The organism is Dubosiella muris (assembly GCF_004793885.1).
Taxonomy (GTDB): domain Bacteria; phylum Bacillota_I; class Bacilli_A; order Erysipelotrichales; family Erysipelotrichaceae; genus Dubosiella; species Dubosiella muris.
Window position 1 is genome coordinate 113,350 of the sequence record NZ_SRYG01000003.1, and the last position, 21,150, is coordinate 134,499.

19 protein-coding genes are annotated in these 21,150 nt (G+C 53.0%); 9 read left to right on the forward strand and 10 right to left on the reverse strand.

Annotated features, from left to right (window positions below; all coding sequences use genetic code 11):
- Positions 1 to 4: 4 nt before the first annotated feature.
- The 5 genes from E5336_RS02255 to E5336_RS02275 all read left to right on the forward strand — a co-directional run bounded on the left by E5336_RS02255 (position 5) and on the right by E5336_RS02275 (position 5,373).
- Positions 5 to 1,027, forward strand: a complete 1,023-nt coding sequence (locus E5336_RS02255; protein ID WP_135979468.1) for a LacI family DNA-binding transcriptional regulator — start codon at positions 5 to 7, stop codon at positions 1,025 to 1,027.
- Positions 1,028 to 1,111: 84 nt separating this feature from the next.
- Complete coding sequence (locus E5336_RS02260; RefSeq protein WP_135979469.1) at positions 1,112 to 1,783, forward strand: response regulator transcription factor; 672 nt, start codon at positions 1,112 to 1,114, stop codon at positions 1,781 to 1,783.
- A complete protein-coding gene (locus tag E5336_RS02265) occupies positions 1,780 to 2,727 on the forward strand; it encodes a sensor histidine kinase (protein ID WP_135979470.1) in 948 nt (315 codons plus the stop codon). Before E5336_RS02260 ends, E5336_RS02265 begins: the two co-directional genes overlap by 4 nt.
- Before the next feature lie 70 nt (positions 2,728 to 2,797).
- Positions 2,798 to 3,556 carry an ABC transporter ATP-binding protein gene (locus E5336_RS02270; protein WP_135979471.1) on the forward strand — a complete coding sequence of 253 codons (759 nt, stop codon included), beginning with the start codon at positions 2,798 to 2,800 and terminating at the stop codon, positions 3,554 to 3,556.
- Entirely contained in the window at positions 3,553 to 5,373 is a 1,821-nt protein-coding gene (locus tag E5336_RS02275; RefSeq protein ID WP_135979472.1) for an FtsX-like permease family protein, read from the forward strand. Before E5336_RS02270 ends, E5336_RS02275 begins: the two co-directional genes overlap by 4 nt.
- Before the next feature lie 48 nt (positions 5,374 to 5,421).
- Here E5336_RS02275 and yfmH read toward each other — a convergent pair whose 3' ends face one another.
- The 6 genes from yfmH to rdgB all read right to left on the reverse strand — a co-directional run bounded on the left by yfmH (position 5,422) and on the right by rdgB (position 11,145).
- Entirely contained in the window at positions 5,422 to 6,678 is a 1,257-nt protein-coding gene (gene yfmH, locus E5336_RS02280) for an EF-P 5-aminopentanol modification-associated protein YfmH (protein WP_135979473.1), read from the reverse strand.
- Positions 6,659 to 7,762 carry a M16 family metallopeptidase gene (locus tag E5336_RS02285; protein WP_135979474.1) on the reverse strand — a complete coding sequence of 368 codons (1,104 nt, stop codon included), beginning with the start codon at positions 7,760 to 7,762 and terminating at the stop codon, positions 6,659 to 6,661. Before E5336_RS02285 ends, yfmH begins: the two co-directional genes overlap by 20 nt.
- Before the next feature lie 219 nt (positions 7,763 to 7,981).
- Entirely contained in the window at positions 7,982 to 9,190 is a 1,209-nt protein-coding gene (locus E5336_RS02290; protein ID WP_277820744.1) for an NlpC/P60 family protein, read from the reverse strand.
- Positions 9,191 to 9,522: 332 nt separating this feature from the next.
- Complete coding sequence (locus tag E5336_RS02295; protein ID WP_135979476.1) at positions 9,523 to 10,074, reverse strand: hypothetical protein; 552 nt, start codon at positions 10,072 to 10,074, stop codon at positions 9,523 to 9,525.
- Positions 10,052 to 10,573, reverse strand: coding sequence for a tRNA (cytidine(34)-2'-O)-methyltransferase (locus tag E5336_RS02300; RefSeq protein ID WP_135979477.1), 522 nt, complete (start codon positions 10,571 to 10,573; stop codon positions 10,052 to 10,054). Before E5336_RS02300 ends, E5336_RS02295 begins: the two co-directional genes overlap by 23 nt.
- Complete coding sequence (gene rdgB, locus E5336_RS02305) at positions 10,570 to 11,145, reverse strand: RdgB/HAM1 family non-canonical purine NTP pyrophosphatase (protein WP_135979478.1); 576 nt, start codon at positions 11,143 to 11,145, stop codon at positions 10,570 to 10,572. Before rdgB ends, E5336_RS02300 begins: the two co-directional genes overlap by 4 nt.
- A 268-nt stretch (positions 11,146 to 11,413) precedes the next feature.
- Between rdgB and ilvB the strand changes: the two genes are divergently transcribed.
- The 3 genes from ilvB to ilvD are packed head-to-tail and all read left to right on the forward strand — an operon-like array spanning position 11,414 to position 15,281.
- Positions 11,414 to 13,078 (forward strand): biosynthetic-type acetolactate synthase large subunit, encoded by a 1,665-nt coding sequence (gene ilvB / locus E5336_RS02310; RefSeq protein WP_135979479.1) that lies wholly within the window; start codon positions 11,414 to 11,416, stop codon positions 13,076 to 13,078.
- A gap of 17 nt (positions 13,079 to 13,095) precedes the next feature.
- Complete coding sequence (gene ilvN, locus E5336_RS02315) at positions 13,096 to 13,599, forward strand: acetolactate synthase small subunit (RefSeq protein WP_135979480.1); 504 nt, start codon at positions 13,096 to 13,098, stop codon at positions 13,597 to 13,599.
- 14 nt (positions 13,600 to 13,613) lie between these two features.
- Positions 13,614 to 15,281: a dihydroxy-acid dehydratase gene (gene ilvD / locus E5336_RS02320; protein ID WP_135979481.1), complete on the forward strand. Its 1,668-nt coding sequence runs from the start codon at positions 13,614 to 13,616 to the stop codon at positions 15,279 to 15,281.
- A 53-nt stretch (positions 15,282 to 15,334) separates the two neighbouring features.
- Here the strand turns inward: ilvD and E5336_RS02325 are convergent, their stop codons facing one another.
- Complete coding sequence (locus E5336_RS02325) at positions 15,335 to 16,522, reverse strand: ATP-binding protein (RefSeq protein ID WP_168353518.1); 1,188 nt, start codon at positions 16,520 to 16,522, stop codon at positions 15,335 to 15,337.
- A 78-nt stretch (positions 16,523 to 16,600) separates the two neighbouring features.
- Between E5336_RS02325 and ilvA the strand changes: the two genes are divergently transcribed.
- Positions 16,601 to 17,806: a threonine ammonia-lyase gene (ilvA, locus tag E5336_RS02330; RefSeq protein WP_135979483.1), complete on the forward strand. Its 1,206-nt coding sequence runs from the start codon at positions 16,601 to 16,603 to the stop codon at positions 17,804 to 17,806.
- On the opposite strand, the gene E5336_RS02335 is transcribed toward ilvA, so the two are convergent.
- The 3 genes from E5336_RS02335 to E5336_RS02345 are packed head-to-tail and all read right to left on the reverse strand — an operon-like array spanning position 17,807 to position 21,010.
- Positions 17,807 to 19,108: a hypothetical protein gene (locus tag E5336_RS02335; protein WP_135979484.1), complete on the reverse strand. Its 1,302-nt coding sequence runs from the start codon at positions 19,106 to 19,108 to the stop codon at positions 17,807 to 17,809. It lies immediately after the preceding gene.
- On the reverse strand, positions 19,105 to 20,142 hold the full coding sequence (locus E5336_RS02340; RefSeq protein ID WP_135979485.1) for an ABC transporter permease subunit: 1,038 nt from the start codon (positions 20,140 to 20,142) through the stop codon (positions 19,105 to 19,107). The genes E5336_RS02335 and E5336_RS02340 overlap by 4 nt, the downstream gene beginning before the upstream one ends.
- Positions 20,132 to 21,010 carry an ABC transporter ATP-binding protein gene (locus E5336_RS02345; RefSeq protein ID WP_168353519.1) on the reverse strand — a complete coding sequence of 293 codons (879 nt, stop codon included), beginning with the start codon at positions 21,008 to 21,010 and terminating at the stop codon, positions 20,132 to 20,134. Before E5336_RS02345 ends, E5336_RS02340 begins: the two co-directional genes overlap by 11 nt.
- Between the last annotated feature and the right edge of the window lie 140 nt (positions 21,011 to 21,150).

The window sequence follows — 21,150 nt, forward strand, 5'->3', positions numbered from 1 at the left end:
TTATATGGCAGTAACGATTAAAGAAGTGGCCGCGCTGGCTGGTGTGTCCCCGTCCACCGTCTCAAGAACATGCAACAACTCACCTCTGATTTCAAAAAAGACGCAGGAACGGGTACGCAAAGCGATGGAGGAGCTCGGCTACGAGCCTGTGGGTGGCGAAAATCCCGCCGAAAGCGGAAAATCCCTGGGAGCCATTGGCATTGTGTTGCCTTCCTATCAACAGGAAAACTTTGAAAACCCGTTTTATCTCGACGTCATCCGGGGCATTTCCAAAACATGCAACCATTTGCAGTACGCGACTTGCGTGCTCAGCGGAAAAAACGAAAGCGAGCTGCTGGAATCCATCGATCTGTTACGCAAGTCTTCCAGCAAGATCACGTTCATTTTGCTGTATTCCCAGGAAAACGATCCCATCGCCGAGTATTTGTACGACGAAGGCTTGCGCTATGTTATGATTGGCGCTCCTTTGCAGCACGACACCGAAACCATCAGCGTCGACAACGACAACTTCTCGGCCGCCTACGACGCGTGCAAGTACTTGATCGAGCACGGGCACAAGCAAATCGGCTACATCGGTCTGGATTCCAGCCTCGCCTTTTCCGCCCGCCGCAAACAAGGCTATCAAATGGCGCTCCTTGAGCACGACCTCGCGCTGACGGCCGGACACTGCATGGAGTTCGATCCCACCGACGAGCAAAAAGTGCAAGCCCTTCAAGATATGCTCACGCAAAAAAACCGGCCCACCGCTCTGCTTGTCGTCGACGATTTGCTGGCGCTAGCCATCAACCAGCTCTGCCGCCAATTCGGACTCCATGTGCCGGAAGACATTTCTATCGTCTCCTTCAACAATTCCGTTTTCGCGAAGCTGTCGATTCCCAGCCTCACCTCGGTCGACATCCACGCGCGCCAGCTTGGTATCGAAGCCGCGCTGCAAGCGATCAATCATTTGGAAACGCCCGATTTGACACCTTCCAAAGTCATCGTACCGTACTCGCTCGTGGAACGAGACAGTGTAAAAACGCTTTAATCCAAAGCCGGCGCCGGTTCTCCCGGCGTTTTTTTCTGTCCATATTGTCAGGAAAAACCCGACGGAATCTGCTACGATAAAGACATGAAATGGAAAATTTTGATTATCGAGGACGATTTTTTGCTTTCCGGGCAAATCGCCGCCTCGTTGCAGCAAACGTACGAAGTTCGCTGCCTCCATCGTTTTGATCACGTCTTATCCGAGGTGGGTACCTACGAACCCGATCTCGTCCTGCTGGATATCAACCTTCCCGTCCACGACGGGTTTTACTGGTGCGAGCGGATCCGCTCAGTTTCCCACCTTCCGATCGTATTCATTACCTCGCGGGCGGAAACGGCTGACACCGTCAAAGCCATCCGGCTTGGCGGCGACGACTACATCGTCAAACCGTTTCGCCTCGAGCTGCTGGAAGCCAAGATCCAGGCCGCCCTTCGCCGCAACGAGGAATACCAAAAGCCGAAAATCGTCGAGCTCGCGCCCGGACTGACGTACAACATGGATTTGCAAAGCTTGCGCCTGCATGGAACCGCCATCGAGCTGACGCCAACCGAAAAAAAGCTGTTCCACGCGCTCGTTCGCAAAAAAGGCGCGCTTGTCAGCCGCACGGAATTGATGCTCGCTTTATGGGATACCGACCAATTCATCGAGGAAGGGACGCTAACGACTTCCGTTTCCCGGCTGCGCCACAAACTCAGCGCCCTGACCGGGCATTCCGTCATCGTGACTTCAAAAGGGAAAGGATACTATATCGAATGATTTTCGCTTTGCTTCTTCTGATCGCCTTCAATTTGTATTCAATCTTCCTGCTGCCGCAAATTGACTGGTTCGACTTGTTTTATTTCGACCTTCTCGTCATCGTGGTATGGCTTGCCTGCGTGCTGTCTGCCCGGTTTCGCCGGCACCGGCGTGAACAGGAAATTAAAAAGCGGCTTGGCGACAAAGATCTTGCCGCGCCCGCTTTTTTTCCTTTTGTCAACGAGGAACTGTACCGCCACGACGTCGGGATTTTGGAAGCGGAACGAAAGCAGGCGCTTTCCGACAACGACGAGCTAAAAGACATGGTCGACCGCATCGTCCACGAGTTGAAAGCCAATATCAACACGATTTCTCTTTGCAACGAGACGCTGCAAAACGAAGTCATCCAACTCGCCGCGGAAACGATGAACCGCCAGCTCAGCCAGCTGCTTTTGCTTGCGAAGCTCGAAACGAACACGATGTCCCTCCACTATGAAAAGGCCGATGTGCGCGACTTGCTTTGCCGTTCCATCAAAAACAACAAGTACTTTCTCATTCACGAGCGCTTCTCGATCCATCTCGATTGCGAGTCGGCCATCGTCTATACCGACGCCGACTGGCTCGTGTACGTTTTCGACCAGCTTCTTGTCAACGCCATCAAATACAAGCGGGATCCAAAAATCGAAATCGCGGTTCGCCAAAACGAGTCGGTGACGACGATTCAAATGACCGATTACGGCATTGGCATTCCCGCCTTTGACTTGCCCAGCGTTTTTGAAAAAGGAGCAGTTGGCAGCCACGTGCATGCCGGCGCCTACAAATCGACCGGGATGGGGTTGTATTTCGCGAAAAAGGCGCTGGACCACCTTTCCGGAACGATCGAAGTGCAATCCGAGTCCGGGCAGTCCACCACGTTCACGATTCGCCTCTACAACAATGAAAAAATCGACTTGCTTCGATCTTGACGAGCTTTGTAATCTAGATGTAAGGATGGATCCAAGTCGATTTTTTACAATAGAGTCGGAGGTACAACCAATGAAAAAAGAAATTTTAAAAGTGGAACATTTACAAAAGATATACGGAAACCGCGGCTATGGCCAGCCGGTGCTGGACGATATCAGCTTTACCGTTTACCAAAAAGACTTTGTCGCCATCATGGGGCCGAGCGGATCCGGCAAGACCACGCTGCTGAACTTGATTTCCTCGATCGACCGGCCGACACGCGGCCATGTGGTTTTGAACGGAAGCGACCTCACAAGCCTTTCGTCCAAACAACTCGCTAAACTGCGAAAAGATTCCATTGGCTTCATCTTCCAGGACTACTCCCTTTTGGACTCGATGCCGCTGCTCGACAACATCGTGCTGCCGCTTTCGCTCAATGGCGAAAAAGCGGCTGTCGCGCTCCAAAAAGGAAAAAAGCTCGCCCGGCTTTTCGGGCTGGCGAACCATCTCGACAAATATCCATATCAGCTTTCGGGCGGTCAGAAACAACGGGGCGCGACTTGCCGGGCGCTGATCATGAATCCGTCGATCGTTTTCGCCGACGAGCCAACCGGCGCGCTCGACTCCAAATCGTCGAAAGATTTGCTGGAGTGCTTCGCCCAAATCAACAGCCAGGACCAGACGACGATCGTCATGGTCACGCATGACGCCTTCGCGGCCTCGTACGCCAAGGAAGTGTACGTGCTCAAAGACGGACGAATCGAAATGCACATCCATCGGGGCGAAAGCCAAAAGGAGTTTTTCAACCGGATCCTTGACATTCAAGCGACGATGGGAAGTGATCTGCAATGAGTTTGTTTCAACTCGCCTGGCAAAACTTCGTCCAGCACGCCCGCCGGTACAGCGCCTTGATTTTCTCGCTGTCCTTTACCGTTTTTGTGTATTTCAACTTTGAAAACATCCGGTATTCCAGCGCCCTGGGCGGACTGGATGCAGTCAATCTGGAACGCATCGCCACACTGCTTAACGTCGTCAAAGTCGTTCTCGTGTGCTTCATGATCTCGTTTATTTGGTACGCGTCCAACGTCTTTTTGAAAAACCAGAAAAAAGAAATCGGCATCTACGTGTTTCTTGGCTTGACCAACACCCGGATCGGCATGCTGTATGCCATAGAGAACTTGCTCGTCGGCCTCGTTTCCATTGTGGCAGGCATCGTGCTCGGCACCTTGTTCTCGTATTTGTTCACGATGGTTTTCGTGCGGATGTCCGCTCTGGGCGTCGCGCCCCAGTTCTCGATTTCCGTCCAGGCCATCGCGCAAACGGCTTTGCTTTTTTCGCTCATTTATGGACTCGTCACACTCAAAGGGATGTGGGAGATCCGACGCAGCACGGTTCTCCATTTGATTTCCGCGGCGCGCCAAAACGAAAAGGTGGCGCGTCGCAGCGGATTTCTGCTCGCCAAGGCCTTACTTGGCTGCGCCACGCTTGGCATAGGCTACGCGTTCGCCATCAAAGACGGCGGCATGGATGTGCTGGCCAACGCGATGATCGCGACGGTTTGCGTCATTGTGGGGACATATTGGCTCTTTGGCGGCTTTCTCCCCTTTCTCTTTCAGTGCCTGCAAAAAAACAAGCGGTTTCTTTATGGCGGCCGGCGCGTCTTGTGGATCAACAACCTCGTCTTCCGCATGAAACAAAACTACCGCTCGTACGCGATGGTATGCATTTTGCTCATTTGCGCCGTGACCGCTCTTGGATGCGGATTCACGTTAAACAATCGAATCCAGGCGATGCGTGAGTACTCGATGCAGTACGACTACCAGCTAATCAGCGCTTCTCCAAACCAGCAGGAACATTTCGACGCGCTCTTTCAAGACGTCGTCGACCGTTCGACACTCCAAATCGGACAAAGCGAAGAGCAGCTGTTCATCCCGTACTCGAATCTGGCGGACTTTGACATTCCCAAGCCGGAGCCGGATCAATGCGTCAAGCTCGCCAAGAAAATGATGCTTTCGCTTTATACCGATCCCTCCCGCTTTTCAACGACGCTCGACGGGAAACCACTGGAATGCGTCGGGGAGGTGCGGCGGGCCGTTGCCGGATTCATGCAGGATAAAATGGAAGTGCCGATTTATGTCATTGACGACGCGTTGTTCAACGCGACCTTTCCTGAAGAACAACGGCTTTCCCTGTACAATTATAAGCTGGCGGATTCCCATCCCGACTACGCGCAGACGCTGCAAGACGATCCATGGGTCGAAGGAGTGTATATCGCGGATAAAAACGCGCAAAGCGACGAGTGGCTTTCCACGATTTTCACCTTTTGCGTTTTCTTGTTTCTCGTGTTCCTCATCGCGGCGTGCTCGATTTTATTTATCAAGCAGTACAACGACTCGTTCGAGGACATCGCACCATACGCCATTTTGCAAAAACTCGGCGTGGACAGAAACGTTCTGAAACGCTCCATCGCGAAAGAATGCTCGCTCCAGTTTGGCTTGGATTTTGTGATCATGAGCCTTTCCTCCTTCTTTTCGCTTTTGGCGCTTTCCAAAATCGCAGGCGATCCGATGGAAGTGGTTTTCTTTGTCAGCAACGCGATCATTCTCGTATTCATCGTGTTGTGCGACCTGCTTTGCATTCGTTTTGTCCAGCAAAACGTGCTCTCCTGATCTCGTAAAAAAAGACGGTTCACCGTCTTTTTTCGTCTTCATTTGTTTTTAATCCCGCAACGGGTCGATGCGCACTTCGCAAACATTGGAAAAATCCAGGGACTTCACGATGTCCAGCACCTCGTCCAGCGTCAACTCTTCCACTAGATCCAGCCATTCCAAATAGTCGTAGCCATCCAGTTCGGCCCGCATCATTTCGATCGCGAGGCTCTCAAAATGGTCCAGCGAGCGTATGTTGCGCGCCAAAGCCTGGATTTTCAAGCTTTCAAAGCCTTCCGGGGCGATTTCCTGTTCTCCGCGCGCGATCGACTCCACCACCTGGCGGAACGCGTCGACTTTTTCAGTTTGCGCGTAAAACAAAATATAGCCGTGGTCTTTGTGGAAATCCGCCTCGGCTCCCCACATTTGCGAAATGACCTGATGGTCAAGCCACGTCTGGTATTGCGGATTGACCGGTCCGAGGACGCAGTCGAGCCACAGCGAAACCGCCGTGTCGACCTTCAAGCACTGCTCCAGCGTTTCATAGCCGTGAAGCTTGTACGCGAAGCCGACAAAGGGCGCTGAAACGTCCATTTCCATGGAATAAAACGCCCGCGCGACTTGCGCCGGCTCTTCCGGAAAAAAGCGGACCGCCTTGCTTTCGATGCGGGAAGGATATTTTTCTTCCTGCTCTTCAATGTGTTGGAATACAGGATCCAGCTCCTGTCCGGTAATGCCGACAATCACCATGCGGGAAGGATCGTAGTTGCGGGCGTAAAACGCCTTCAAATCGGTCACGCTCATCTGCTCGATGTCATGTTCGGTTCCTAAAATATCGTATTTCAGCGGATGGCGGCCATACATGGAGGCGTACAGTTCTTTTACCAGACGAAAATCCGGATTTTGATCGTACATCGCGTATTCGCTCAAGATAATTCCTTTTTCTTTCTCGACGGTTTTCTCGGTAATGTCAAGGCCTTGCACAAAATCCAGCAGCAGCGAAAGCGGCCGCTCGATATCGGCCGTCGTTGAAAAATAGTAGGCCGTTTCCGTATACGACGTAAAGGCGTTGGTTTGCGCCTGCATTTTCGCGAACAGGTCGCTCACATCCTCGTCGTGGTAGTGAAACATTTGATGCTCTAAAAAATGAGCGCAGCCGGTGCGGTTTTGAATCGTTTCGCCCGCGATCCGCTCGCGGACATTAAAGCCCCCGGTGCCAAATCCGCAAAGGAAAAACGACTGCACGTAGTCCGGTTTGCGGATCAGGATGACGGTGGCTCCGTTTTTCAGCGTTTTTTTTCGAATCTCAGTTTTCCATGGTTTCATCGAAATCCTCCTTTACGATCGCCATTGAAACAAGCGCGAGCCGACTGGCGACTTCGCAAACCTGGTCCCGCTCAATGGTTCGAATCGTTTCCACGCGTTGCGCCAGCGACTCCGAGCGCTCAAGCATCGAGTCGAGAAAGCGCTGCTCGATCATGGCCCACGGCCGGTCCTGCTGACGCCGGAACATGTCTATCAAATCCATCTTGGCGATTTCCAGCTGTTCATCGGAAAACTGCCCGTCGGCGCATTTCTGAATTTGCGCCTGGATCAGCCGCAAACAGCGGGCGATGGAGTCCGCGGATGTGCCGGTGCTAATAAGCAGGGCGCCGTCAAAGCGGACAAGAGAAGAAGAAATCGAATAGCACAAGCTGTTCTTTTCTCGCACTTCCTCAAAGAGCAGCGACATGGGACCTTGGCCTAAAATCGAGTTCAGTACAAGAAGCGGGTAATAGCGGGATGAATCAATGGGAGTCGACGTGGCCCATACTTGCACGATGGAAGTTTGAGCGATATTTTTCTCAAGCACCTGGAACGAAGGACTCGTCCTAGGAATCAGCGCCATGCGCAAAGACGGTTTTTCGAATTGAGGAATGGCATTCAAAAACGCCTCCATGACCGGTTCGAGCGTTCCGCAGCAGGAAACGAAACGAGGAAGGGCTCTCCACGATTCGTACAGCGCCACGACCTCTTCGTAGGACAGGGCCTCGATGTCTTCCAAAGCGCCTTGAATCGGGATCGCGATATCGTGGTCCTCGGCGGCCAGCGCGAACGCCGTTTTGAGCGCGAGAGAATCCGGGTCGTCGTTTTGCCGGCGCAGCCGGCTGGCAAGCAAGTATTTCGCTTCTTCAAAGGATTTTTGATCAAAGAGCGCGTGATGGAGAATCTGATCCATCATATGCACGACTTCATGGATATAACCGGGATCCTTGACGCGCTCGGGCCGAATGTATTGAAAGCGGATGTCGAGCGCCACCTGCCGGCCATAGCCGGTCAATCCGTAGGAAACTTTCATTCCGTACGCGTGGTTGAGGGCGATCGATAACTTTTGCTTCGAGTCGAAATCGGCCGTTTTCGACTTCAGCATAAAAACTAAAAGGTTGTAAGCGGTAATCGTACGGCGTTCCAAAGGCAGGAGCGAACGAACAAGAACACTTACATCACTAAATTTTTCAGTTTGAATCTGTTGCAAATTTCTTTCCTCCTTTTTCTTCACCTTGTATTTTATTATAGCATGATTCGTCGGTATGAAGTCCAGAGGGTGTCACAAAAAAAAGCCTCCAAATGGAGACTTCTTCTTTCCGATTTATGCGACGTGGATAAATCCAATCAGCGCGCGTTCGCAGTCGATTCCTGCAACGACAGTCTGGCTTCCGAGCCATCCGCCGTGAACGGCTTGTCCGTTTCCAATGTAAACGGCGATATGTCCGGAATAGATGATCAAGTCACCGGCTATCGGGCTGCTCGTCCAAGAACCAAGCGCCGCGTAGTCTTCCGGCCATCCGTGGAAGTTGATTCCCACAGCCGCCAAAGCGTTTGTCGCCAGCATCGTGCAGTCCTGCGTCATGCCGACTTGAGCAAGCGCCGCGTTGGCGATTGCCTGTCCTTTTCCAGTGTCTACGACTGGCGGCTGTTCCGGAACTACCGGCTCCACTGGCGCTTCCACTGGAGGTTGTTCTGGCTGAACAGGCTCCACTGGTGTTTCCACTGGCTGTTGTTCTTCCGGTTGTACCGGCGTTTCGACTGGCTGCTCAACCTCTGGTGTTTCCACCGGTTGTTCAACTTCCGGTGTTTCCACTGGCTGCGACACTTCCGGCTGCGTTGGAGTTTCCTGTGGTGTTGTAGTTTCTGTAGTTGTTTCTGCAGGAACTTCCGTATCTTCAACTGCCGGCGCATCCGTAACGACACCGTTTCCGTCGATTGTATAGCCATCTTTCGATGTATTTTGCATTAAGTTTCCGTTTTCGTCGAATGCGTAGTTCGTACCTTCGATCGCATGGAATGTATCTTTTACCTGGTTTCCGCTTTCATCGAAATATTGTTTCGATCCATTCGCTTCCTGCCAGCCTGTGCGGAAGACGCCGTCGTCTCCTGTCACATACGTTTTGCCATCCACTTCAAACGTTCCCGTGACCATTGCTCCGTTTTCACCGAAGTAATAGCGGTTTCCGTCAATGTCCACCCAACCAGTCACGGCGTTGCCGTTTTCGTCAAAGTAATACTTAACTCCGTCATGGTCGATCCATTGTTTTGCCACTTTGAATCCCTGGTCGTCATAATAGCTTTTGCCATCTTCCGACCATCCCTGCACAAGTCCGCCTTGCGACTGGAAGTTGTAAGTAGTACCTTGAATGGTTGTTTCGCCCGTTTCCGCAGAACCGTCTTTTCCAAAGTAATACGTTGCGTTGGAAACGTTCTGCCATCCGAACTGCATTTCTCCTTGCCCATTAAAGTAATAGACTTCGCCATCAATTTCTGTCAGGCCGGTCGCACGCTGGCGATTCGACTCCAACACATAATAACGATCTGCATCCTCACCATGCCATCCCGGCTGGGTTTCATATGCATGTACGGTAGAAAGAACTGGACCTGAAGCACATAAGCATAAGGCTACTGCCAATAATTTACTGTGTTTTTCAATAAAATTCATTTCTTATACCTCTTCGCTACAACACGGATAGGTTAACATGAAATTTCATTTCTTGCAAAATTCGATTTGCACCATTTGGCTTTCCTCCCGCGAATATTCAATTTATTTTGTAATGAATTCCTTTATCTAAAGTTGATTTTTCTTAAATATGGATAAATATGTGATTTTTAATAAAATTATCGAAATTCAAAAAATGTCTACGAATCATGAACAATTTTCGTTTTGTTTGTCATATTTCCAATCGTATTTATCAGTATTACAAGCTGAAACAGCCCTAAAATCACAAAACCGGCGCAAAAAAGGATACCGCCCGCAGACAAAATAGAAAGCGTTTTCAAAGCTGCTGTAATCGTAACACATTGCAGTCCGACGACCATCCACCCCGCGATCCATCCCAACAGCCCCGCGACAAGTCCCGCAAGGAAATATCCCGCCTTTTTTCGAAGCGCCACAACCAGTCCCAGCGACAAAACCAGCAAAAACAGTTCACCAGGCGTAAACGCCGACGCGATCTTTTTCGCGTTCATTGCCGCGAAGGCGATCCGGGGAAACAAGCCCGCCGAATACCGGTTCATGGATTCGTAAAACTCAAACAGCGCGTCCACGTCGCGCACCCGCCACAAATCGACCATCATGAAGCCAAGCCAGACAAACTGCCAAAGCCACCATCCTAAAACGACGGTTTCCACCCACGCCAGCCGCTGCTCAAACGAAGCGAAGAAGCTGTCAATCGCCTGAATAATTTTCAAGGAAGTCTTCCCCTTTGAGCTGCTCGTGACCGCTCAAGCCCGGATAGCCAAGCTGACGAAGCACCTCGTACACGACGATCGCGGTGCAGTTGGAAAGATTCAAGGAGCGGGCGTTGGCGATCATCGGCAGCCGCATGCAAGTTTCAAGGTGCCCCTTCAAAATCGACTTGTCGATTCCCGTGCTTTCTTTTCCAAGCACTAAATAAATATCGCCCGGCTCTTTTGTGAAATCAAAATCGGATGGCGCTCTCTTTCCGTAACGCGTCATAAAATACATGGAGGCGTCCGGATTTTCCTGCAAAAAGGCGTCCCAGTTTGGATGGATATGAATGTCCGCGTCGCGAATGTAGTCCATGCCGCTGCGACGCAAATGCTTTTCATCCAGCGAAAATCCAAGCGGCTCGATCAAATGAAGCCGGCTTCCTGTCGCCATGCAGGTGCGGATGATGTTTCCCGTGTTGCCCGGAATTTCAGGCTCATACAATACAACGTGAATCATTGGTTCTGGTCCTCCAAGAAGCGACGCAACGCGATGCCCCGGTGCGAGATCGCGTGCTTTTTCTCATCGCTGACGTTGGCCAGCGTCGTCTGATAAGGCGGGTAGTAAAAAATCGGATCGTAGCCAAAGCCGTTGGATCCAATCGGCTTCTCGCTGATTTCCCCTTCCACTTCCCCGCGGTACACGCGCTCTTCGCTTCCGTCCACATACGCGATGGCGCACACGTAGCGGGCCGTCCGCGTTTTTCCTTCGACTTGCCGCAAGATGAAATCGTTTTTTATAGCATACGACGTGTCTTCGCCCATAAAGCGGGCGGAGTACACCCCCGGCGCTTTGTCCATCGCATCCACTTCCAAACCGGAGTCGTCGGCAAAAACCGGTTCGTGCACGCGTTCATACAGCGCTCTGGCTTTGATGAGCGCGTTTTCCTCAAATGTCTTTCCATCTTCCACGATGTCGATCGGCTCCTTCAAATCTTTAAAACTTTTGATTTCGACATCCGCGCCTAGCATTTCCTGAAACTCTTCCAGCTTATGCGCGTTGCTTGTCGCGATCCATACTTTCTTTTCCATGCTTTACCTCCGTGAAGCCAACACCAGCCATCTTTCTCCTATATTATATAGGACATGCCAGCCTTTTGTGGTTTCCAACAGCGTCAGTATACCACATCCTGCGCGTCTTCCACGCTTTGATTGGCTGAAAGGTCGATTCCTGTCCGGATGAAACAATGAAAATTCATGAAACAAAGATTGTTTCGTTTTCAAGAATATATTATAATTTCTTTTAAGATCATTGGATCATTTGAGAAAGGAGAGAAGAGCGAAAGCTCCAACATCAGTTATGAAATTAAATGGATCACAAATCATTATGGAAATTTTACGTGAGCACGGTGTCGACACGATTTTTGGTTATCCGGGCGGCACGGCCCTCAACGTTTACGATTCCATCTACGATTATCAGGATAAAATTCACCATGTGCTCACCGCGCACGAGCAAGGGGCCAGCCACGCGGCCGACGGCTACGCCCGGGCGACTGGAAAAACGGGCGTCGTGTTCGCGACCAGCGGTCCGGGGGCGACCAATTTGGTGACGGGCATCGCGACGGCTTTTTTGGACAGCGTGCCGATGGTCGCCATCACATGCAACGTCAACGACGAAGCCATTGGCCGGGACGCCTTCCAGGAAGTGAGCATCACCGGCGTCACGCTGCCGATTACCAAGCACAATTTTTTTGTCAATAAAATCGAAAATCTGGCCGACTCGCTGCGCAACGCGTTCCGCATCGCCAACGAAGGAAGAAAGGGTCCCGTTCTCGTCGACATTACCAAAGATGTCACGGCGCCGAACAATTTGTATGAATACACCGCGCAGCCGCCTTTGCCTAAAAAGCCCCATCCCGCTTTGGATGAAAAAAAGCTGGATGAAATCGCCGAAGCCATCGCTTTGTCGAAACGTCCGGTTGTTTACTTTGGCGGCGGCGTGGCGTCCAGTCAAGCCAAGGAGGAGCTGAACGCGTTCATCGAGCGCATTGACGCGGTCGCCACGTACACCTTGATGGGCGCCGGCGTTCTCAAGCACGACGATCCCCGCAACCTTGGCTTGATTGGAATGCACGGCAGCATGGCGGCCAACCAGGCGATCGACCAGGCGGATTTGGTCATCGCGCTAGGCACCCGCTTTTCGGATCGCGTCGCGTTGAATCCAAATCGTTTCGCCCAGCGCGCGGCCATCGTCCATGTCGATATCGACGAATCGGAAATCAACAAAAACGTCCTGATCAACTTCGATGTCGTAGCCGACGTGAAAGACTTTTTGACCGCCCTGCTGCCAAAGCTTGAGCAAAAACGCAACGACGCCTGGATCAAACACGTGTCGTCCTTCCGGAAATTCGTCGAAACCGATGTCAAAGAGGCGACGATCCGTCCAAAAGACATCATCGAGGCAGCGTGCGACTTGACCGACAAGGAAACGATTTACGTGACCGATGTCGGCCAGCATCAAATGTGGGCGGCACAGTATTTAAAGCATGAAAAAGCCGAAAACTTCCTGACAAGCGGCGGTCTAGGCACGATGGGATACGGCTATGGCGCCGCGATTGGGGCCCAGTTTGGAAAGCCGGAAAAGCGCGTCATCCACTTTACGGGTGATGGCAGCTTCCATATGAACTTGAACGAAGCGTGCACCGCTGTCAGCAACCGCCTGCCGATTATCACGATCATCTTCGACAACAAAGTGCTGGGCATGGTGTATCAATGGCAAACGGTTTTCTACAACAAACACTACTCCCAGACGATTTTGCAGCGGCAAACCGACTACGTCCAGCTCGCCAAAGGATTTGGCGCCAAAGGATTTGAAGTGAACACGATCGAGCAGTTTAAGGACGCGTTCACACAAGCGCTCAAGGAAGACGGCCCGGTTTGGATCGCCTGCAACATCGCCAAGGAAGAGCGCGTCCTGCCGATGATTCCAAATGGCGGAACCATCGAGGACATGATCACGAACTGAGAGAGGAAGAAAGACGTATGAAAAGAGAAGTTATCAGTATATTTGTCGACAACAGCGCCAACGTGCTGACCCGCGTCGCCTCTTTGTTTGGACGCCGCGGATTCAATATCGAATCGCTTACCGTTTCCACGACAAGCGACCCGGCGATTTCCAGAATCACGGCGGTTTTCAACGGCAACGAGCAATCGCTCCATCAAATTTTGACGCAGACGCGCAAGCTCGAAGTCGTGCGCGACATCTTCACATTGGAGAAAGGACGCTCGCTGTTTCGCGAGCTGCTGCTTGTCAAAGTGGCGTGCGACAAGACAAACCGCGCGGCGATCCGCGAAATCGTGGACATTTACCGAGGCAAGATCATTTCGCTTTCCAAAACGTGCATGATCGTGGAGCTCACCGGCGCGAGCGAGAAAATCGACGGCTTTTTGGATATGTTGTCCTGCTACGACGTGCTGGAAGTTTGCCGCACCGGCGTGACCGGCATTTCGCGGGATGCCAATACGGAAGTCGAAGACGAGGAATAAGAAAGGAGTCGACTATGAACAAACACAAAAGCAAAGCGGTCACGGAGGGAATTGAAAAAGCGCCGATGCGCTCCCTCTTTTACGCGATGGGCTATACGAAAGAGGAACTGGACCGCCCGCTGATCGGGATCGTGAGCGCCCACAGCGACATCGTGCCGGGCCACTTCCATCTCGACAAAATCGTCGAAGCCGTGAAAGCCGGCGTACGCATGGCGGGAGGAACCCCCATCATGGTGCCTTCGATTGGCGTATGCGACGGCATCGCGATGGGCCATGTCGGCATGAAGTACTCCCTGCCAAGCCGGGAGCTGATCGCCGATTCCGTGGAAACGATGGCGCAGGCGCACGCCTTTGACGGCCTTGTCCTCGTGCCCAACTGCGACAAAATCGTGCCGGGCATGGTCATGGGCGCCTTGCGGCTGAACCTGCCGACCGTCGTGGTCAGCGGCGGTCCGATGATGTCGGGCTGCGTGGACAACGAGGACACGTCACTGTCCAAGATGTTTGAAGCTGTCGGCGCCCGGAAAGCGAACTTGATTGACGACGAGAAGCTCATGGAGTTCGAAACGAACACGTGTCCGGGATGCGGAAGCTGCTCGGGCATGTACACCGCCAACTCGATGAACTGCCTGTGCGAGGCACTTGGCATCGCGCTGCCGGGCAACGGAACGATTCCGGCTGTCCAGGCCAGAAGACTGCAACTAGCGAAAAAAGCCGGCATGGCGATCATGGATCTTGTCGAAAAAGACATCAAGATCAAGGACATCCTTCATGAACGATCCATCCGCAACGCGCTGACGTGCGACATGGCGCTTGGCTGCTCGAGCAATTCCGTGCTCCACCTGCTCGCCATTTCCAACGAGGCCGGCTGCCCGCTTTCGCTCAACACGTTCAACGAGTTCAGCGAAAAGGTACCCAACCTTTGCCATCTCGCTCCAGCCGGAAAAACCCATATGCACGACTTGGACAAAGCCGGTGGACTGCAAGCGGTTTACCACGAGCTGAACAAAATGGGATTGATCGACACGTCGCTGTTGACCGTCAACGGCAAAACCGTTGGTGAAAATATCGAATTCGCCTTTAACAAAGATCCGGACACGATTCGCCCGGTCGAAACGCCATATTCGAAAACGGGCGGAATCGCTGTTTTATTTGGCAATATTGCCCCGGATGGCTGCGTCGTCAAACGCAGCGCCGTCGATGAAAGCATGATGAAGCACACCGGTCCGGCCCGCGTATTCAACTCGGAAGAAGAGGCGATCGAGACGATTTACGCGGGGGGCATTCACGATGGCGACGTCGTCGTAATTCGCTACGAAGGCCCGAAAGGCGGTCCCGGCATGCGCGAAATGCTCAATCCGACCAGCGCGCTGGCGGGCATGAAGCTCGACAAGACCGTGGCGCTCATCACGGATGGACGCTTCTCGGGCGCGTCCCGGGGCGCTTCGATCGGCCATGTGGCACCAGAGGCGGCCGCGGGCGGAACGATTGGACTGCTTGAGGAAGGCGACTTGATCACGATCGACATTCCAAACTACTCCATCCACGCGCACGTGGACGACGAAACATTCGAAGAGCGTAGAAAGAGCCAGAAACCCTTTGAATCCGCATTCAAATCGGGATGGCTGTCGCGCTACCAGCGTATGGTGCAAGGCGCCGACAAGGGAGCCGTTTTAAAATAAGCAGAAAGAAAAAGAACAGCCGAAATCCATTCGGGATTCCGACTGTTTTTTGTTTATTCCACGGTTTCCAAAATCTTCTCGTGCTCCACGAACTGGCGCGCCGTTCTTGGCGAGCGTCCGTTGTTGCGCAGCGCAAACCCCTCCGCCTTAATGAGCAGCTCGTCTTCGTCCAGCCGCAAGCCATATTGCTTAGCATAGCTTCTGACAATTTCCAAATACAAATCCTTGGCCGGTTTGGAAAACGTGATCGTCAAGCCGAACCGGGCGGCCAGCGACGCGGTTTCCTGGATCGCATCGTTGCGATGGATTTCCGAGCCGTTCCGGTCCGCGAAGTTTTCTTTCACAAGGTGGCGCCGGTTGCTTGTCGCGTAAACGACGACATTGTGGTTGGATGCCACGCTGCCGCCCTCCAAAATATTTTTCAAAGCGACAAACTCGTCGTCACCGGTCTGAAAGCTTAAATCGTCGATAAAAAGGATGAATTTCAGCGGATTGTCCGCCAGCGATTCAATGAGCGAGGGCAAAAGCGCGATTTGGCTTTTCTTGATTTCCACAAGCCGCAAGCCATCCGGATGGTATTCGTTGACGATGGCCTTGATCGTCGAGCTTTTCCCTGTTCCGGCGTCGCCATACAACAGGGCGTTGTTCGCCTTCATCCCCTGCAAAAACGCGAGCGTGTTTTTTAAAAGCAGACTTCGCTCCCGCTCGTAGCCGGTCAGCTGCGACAACAGCTGGCCATCGGGATGCTGAATTGGAAACAAGCCGTTCTCGTCCATGCCAAACATATGGTAGCGCGCGAACATGCCATATCCTTTTTTCGAAAGCTCCCCGATCCGCTTCCTGTATTCCGCTTTCAAATCGCGGGGCGTGTTGTCCCATTTCGCCAGCTCGATCGTCGGTGAAAACGCCTCGAGCAAATCGTCGCTTTTCAAATCGTGTATTTGCTGCAAAAGATCCAGCTCGCGAACGAGCGAGTCTTCCATCGACAAGCTAACCGCTTCCCCGCTTCCTTTTTTCAGCACGTAAAAGTTCTCGTCGTTGACGACCAAATCGTATACGAGATCGGAGAGATTCGCCCCCTGCGCGTAAATCAAGGCGCAAAGACGGCTGTACCGGCAAACGAACTCGTCCTCCGTCCCGCTTTGCAGGCACAAAAGAAGCGTTTTGAAGAGCGGCTGCTCGTAAAACGAATGAAAGACGACCAAAGAATGTAATTTTCTTTCAAAAATTTGCAAATTCATTTTCATTCCCTTTCTTTTCGATTGTTTTGTGCTATAATTTTACCATTCATTTGAGTGAAGGAAAGAGGTTTTTTACGAATGTTGACGATCGACAAAGTATACCACGCAAGCAGCGTATTGAAAAAAGTGATCCGTCGGACGGATTTGATCGAAGCCCAAAATATCCACTGCAACAACCACTTGTATTTAAAAACGGAGAACCTGCAAGTGACCGGCAGCTTCAAGATTCGAGGATCCTACTATAAAATCAGCAAGCTGACCGAAGAGGAGAAAGCCAACGGCATCATCGCCAGCTCGGCGGGCAACCACGCCCAGGGTGTCGCCTTGTCAGCGCAGCACGCGGGCATTCCGTGCACGATTTGCATGCCGGACAGCGCGCCGCTTTCCAAAGTGGAAGCCACGAAAAACTATGGCGCCGACGTCTGCCTTGTCGAAGGCGCCTACGACGACTCCTACACAAAAGCCGCCGAGCTTTGCCAGGAACGAGGCTTGACATTCATCCATCCTTACGACGACGAGGATGTCATCGCGGGCCAGGGAACGATCGCGCTGGAAATTCTCGACCAGCTGGACGACATTGACGCCATCGTCGTCCCGATTGGCGGCGGCGGACTCATTTCCGGCATCGCGTTCACCATCAAAAGCCTGAACCCGAACATCAAAGTGTATGGCGTGCAGGCCGCCAACGCCGCCAGCATGTACGAATCGTTCAAGAGCGGCGAGCAGCGCACGCTGGATGCCGTCAACACGTTTGCCGACGGCATCGCCGTCAAGCACCCGGGCGACAACACGTTCGACATCGTCAGTCGCTACGTTGACGACATCATCACAGTGTCCGAAGACGAGATCGCGGCCGCCATCCTGACGCTGATGGAAAAACAAAAGCTCGTCACGGAAGGCGCCGGCGCCGTTTCAGTAGCCGCCGCCATGTTCAACAAGCTGCCGATCGAAGGCAAGAACGTCGTCTGCGTGTTGTCGGGCGGCAACATCGACGTCAACATCATCGACCGCGTCATGACGCGCGGCCTGCTGCTGAGCGGACGCAAAACAAGCTTCACGATCGCTTTGACTGACAAGCCCGGCCAGCTGCTTGGCGTTTCGAAAATCATCTCGGAAAACGGCGGCAACGTCGTCACGGTCGACTACGACAACGCCGACCCGGACATGGACATCAACGCCTGCTTTTTGAAAGTCACCGTCGAAACGCGCAACCACGCCCACATCGAAAAAATAAAGCACGACCTCGAAGCCAAAGGATTCAAGATCGTGCAGGAACGTGTCTGATCATCGGACACGTTTTTTTGTGAGCCCCCGATTCAACAGCCAAAACAGCGCCGTATAGCCAAACAAGACGCAAAGCCCCGCTCCGTACGAGGCACCCGCGTAGCCGGTTAAAACAGACACCGGATCCATATAGCGCATCGGATTCCACACCCCGCCCTGCGCCGCCATGAGCAGACCAATCGAGATAAAATACACGACAATCGCCAGAAACGACGTGGGAAACACTTTCTCCAAAAACAGCTCGTACTCCACTAAAAACAACACAAACAAACCACCCAAAAGCAAAGCGAGTCCCGTCACCTGCGCACACGTCATCAGCTCCATCGCCGGCTCCACATACGTGTCGCCGTTTAAAATCGTCAAACCGATGGGAATCGACATCATCCCGTCTTGCGTTTGCGCCAGCGGCGTGGCAAACGACGTCAACCCCGGCGCGAACACGAACACCGGCGTATGCCACGACGACCAGCCTTGCGTCATTCCAAAGAATACGCTCATAAGCGCGATCGGAACGACGAGCCAGAAACCGATCCAGCCCGCTCTCGCCACGCTTTCATAACGCACGAGCCGCCTTCTCAAATACGGCACCGTCAACAGCATGCTTTCGGCCCGCCGCTCTTTTTTCGTCTGCCAAAACAAACATCCCGTCAAAAGAACGGCCGCCAGCGGAAGCACGGAGCGCGCCAGCTGCAAAAACACCGTCCCCGCGCTTACATCGTACACCGAAGCCGGGACGAGGTGATTTTCAACGAGCGCGTCAAAATAGCGAACGTATTTCTCGTACACCGGATAGGAGGAATGTCCCATTGGCAAGTTGGCGATGGACGCGTAGCGGCCAAGATCGGGCGCATCGTACTGGCGGTACAACGCCTCGATTTGTTTTTGGTGAATAAAATCCTGCTCGTGAAAGCTGGTCGCCTCGCTGATTTCCTCCAGCCGCGCCAGCATCAAAAAATTGACGATCGACGCTTTCAAAAACGGCTGCCATTCCTCGTGCTGCTTGGCCAGATCCGCCTTTTCCAAATTCGCCCGCAAAAAATCCATGTCCTTCTCGCTTTGTTCGATGAGAGCGTACGCCTCCTGCTTCTTTTGCTCGGAAAGCATGGAAAGCTGCTCCCTCGTCTTCAATGGCCGGATCCAAATCGTTTCCGGATCCGTCATCGGCACCGGATCGGTATAGCGATCCATTTGCATCATCATCCGCAGCGTCAGCAGCTCGACACAAACGAGCAGGACGAGCAGCACGACGTTTTTCTTCGAATGCATCCAGCGCTTCCATTCGAACCATCCATACGCTTTCATGTTCCCAGCTCCTTTCGCTCTAACCGCCGCAGAGCGAGTCCGGCCATCCCGACACCCGCCAGCGCGAACGCGCCACCGCCAAGCCGCCATACGGGCAACGTCAGCACAAGCTCCATTCGCCAGGCGCCAAGCCACAGCAAGCCAGCCAAAACGAGCAAGCACGCGCAAAACGCGTCCATCGGCTTCAGACGCCACGAGAACACCCACAAAAACATCCCAAGCAAGCCAACAACCACGCATCCGCTCCACGCCACACCCAGGCCCAGTAGCGACGCGCCCGACACAATACGCTGATGGACGATGTACGGATAGTCCAGCGTCCCGATTCCGTAAACCAGGCCGACGCCGCCAAGCACGAGCCCGACCGTCAGGCAAAGCGCGCCGGCCACAAGCAGCGACACGAGAATTTTCGACCAAAAAATCGTTTTGCGCGGCGTCAGCGACGTGAACACGAGCTTAAAGGTTCCATTGTCCATTTCAGCGCCAATCGTGTCCATCCACAACACGAGACAAAACAACGCTACCGCGAGCCATCCGCCCCGCAACGTCCATTGCGCGTTCAAATTCACGGCGTCCGGCTGCCAGTCTGAAGCCAGCAGACCGATATTTCGCTTTAAGCAGGCTTCAGACTGTTGTAAATACGCTGTTGTCTCGATGGTAGAGTCGTAGCCAAAATCCGCGTACGGATAGCCGTTTTTATCGGCTTTGGCGACGAGCTCGTCCCAGCTTTGGCGCAGGACTACAAATCCCGGCGTCGTGTTTTCTCCGTTTTCGTACGCTTTGGAAATCGCCCTGGCGACATCGTGCGCCTCGTACAAAAATTCGCTTTCCCCGGGCATCAGCGGCCTGGACAAGTCGTGAAGCCGCTTGTTGGCCGTATACGCCATGTACGAATACCGGTTGGCGGCGTATCGGATGGACTGGCCGTTTTCTACAAGCGCGAGCCCCCAAAACAAAAGCAGCCCCGCCACAAAAAACGAATACACGATCCACGCGCGCGGATTGCGAACGAGCTTGCGCAACTCATACGTCATAACCCGCCTCCTGGAACTCGTTGTACACGGCTTCCAAATCGTGACGCGATGGCTCGATACCGACGACGCGGACTCGATGCGTCCGTTCGATTGCCGCGAGCCGGTCCGTCAGATTGCCACCATCCAAATCGAAACGATACGTCCCGGATTCGAGCGTCGTCAAGCCTTCCGGGTTCGCGATTGGACGATTCGTGCGAATGACATACGACGTCGTTTTTCCTTCCAACGGCAAATCGTAAATTCTTCCTTCCTTGAGACCGACGATGCGGTCGCACATCTTCTCGATTTCCGCCAGCTGGTGGCTCGACACGAGAATCGCCATCTTTTCCTTGCGGGCAAGCGCCTTGAGCTCGGCGCGAAGCGCCTGCACGCCCTGGGCGTCCAATCCATTCATTGGCTCGTCCAGCAAAAGCACCCGCGGCTTTTTCAACAGCGCGATGGCCAAGGCGAGCCGCTGCTTCATCCCCATGGAATACGTTTCCACCCGGCATTTCAAAGCGCCTTGGAGGCCGGAAAACGCCTCCATGTTGGCGATCCGGGACTTTTCGACGTGGTTGAGCGCGGCAAACAGCCGCAAGTTGTCGCGGCCGCTCATCGTTTCAAACAGCGCGGGATCCTCGATTTGCGCAGCGATGCGTCGCAAAGCCGCTTCCCGTTGGGTGACGATGTTTTTGACGTCGACCTCGATCGTTCCGCCTTGGGGCTGAAGCAAGCCGACCACGCATTTCATCGTCGTCGATTTTCCGGCGCCGTTGCGGCCGACAAAGCCCACGATTTCCCCTTCTTTCAGCGAAAACGACACGTCGGACAAAATTTCCCTGTGTTTAAACGCCTTGCGCAAATGCGATACTTTCAAAACAGTTTTCATGCGTTTTCTGCTACTCAAAATGTGTCTAAACATACTCAAACACATCGAGAATTGAAATCCTCACGGATATTTCTTACTGCTTCTTCGTGTATGCTTTTATGTTCCGTAAGCGGCAACACTACTCACAAGTTCTTGTACAC

Excerpts from the sequence above, each read along its gene's own strand:
- E5336_RS02255 (WP_135979468.1), top strand. The coding sequence starts at position 5 with ATGGCAGTAACGATTAAAGAAGTGGCCGCGCTGGCTGGTGTGTCCCCG.
- E5336_RS02260 (WP_135979469.1), top strand. The coding sequence starts at position 1,112 with ATGAAATGGAAAATTTTGATTATCGAGGACGATTTTTTGCTTTCCGGG.
- E5336_RS02265 (WP_135979470.1), top strand. The coding sequence starts at position 1,780 with ATGATTTTCGCTTTGCTTCTTCTGATCGCCTTCAATTTGTATTCAATC.
- E5336_RS02270 (WP_135979471.1), top strand. The coding sequence starts at position 2,798 with ATGAAAAAAGAAATTTTAAAAGTGGAACATTTACAAAAGATATACGGA.
- E5336_RS02275 (WP_135979472.1), top strand. The coding sequence starts at position 3,553 with ATGAGTTTGTTTCAACTCGCCTGGCAAAACTTCGTCCAGCACGCCCGC.
- yfmH (WP_135979473.1), bottom strand. The coding sequence starts at position 6,678 with ATGAAACCATGGAAAACTGAGATTCGAAAAAAAACGCTGAAAAACGGA.
- E5336_RS02285 (WP_135979474.1), bottom strand. The coding sequence starts at position 7,762 with ATGCTGAAGTCGAAAACGGCCGATTTCGACTCGAAGCAAAAGTTATCG.
- E5336_RS02300 (WP_135979477.1), bottom strand. The coding sequence starts at position 10,573 with ATGATTCACGTTGTATTGTATGAGCCTGAAATTCCGGGCAACACGGGA.
- rdgB (WP_135979478.1), bottom strand. The coding sequence starts at position 11,145 with ATGGAAAAGAAAGTATGGATCGCGACAAGCAACGCGCATAAGCTGGAA.
- ilvB (WP_135979479.1), top strand. The coding sequence starts at position 11,414 with ATGAAATTAAATGGATCACAAATCATTATGGAAATTTTACGTGAGCAC.
- ilvN (WP_135979480.1), top strand. The coding sequence starts at position 13,096 with ATGAAAAGAGAAGTTATCAGTATATTTGTCGACAACAGCGCCAACGTG.
- ilvD (WP_135979481.1), top strand. The coding sequence starts at position 13,614 with ATGAACAAACACAAAAGCAAAGCGGTCACGGAGGGAATTGAAAAAGCG.
- E5336_RS02325 (WP_168353518.1), bottom strand. The coding sequence starts at position 16,522 with ATGAATTTGCAAATTTTTGAAAGAAAATTACATTCTTTGGTCGTCTTT.
- ilvA (WP_135979483.1), top strand. The coding sequence starts at position 16,601 with ATGTTGACGATCGACAAAGTATACCACGCAAGCAGCGTATTGAAAAAA.
- E5336_RS02335 (WP_135979484.1), bottom strand. The coding sequence starts at position 19,108 with ATGAAAGCGTATGGATGGTTCGAATGGAAGCGCTGGATGCATTCGAAG.
- E5336_RS02340 (WP_135979485.1), bottom strand. The coding sequence starts at position 20,142 with ATGACGTATGAGTTGCGCAAGCTCGTTCGCAATCCGCGCGCGTGGATC.
- E5336_RS02345 (WP_168353519.1), bottom strand. The coding sequence starts at position 21,010 with ATGAAAACTGTTTTGAAAGTATCGCATTTGCGCAAGGCGTTTAAACAC.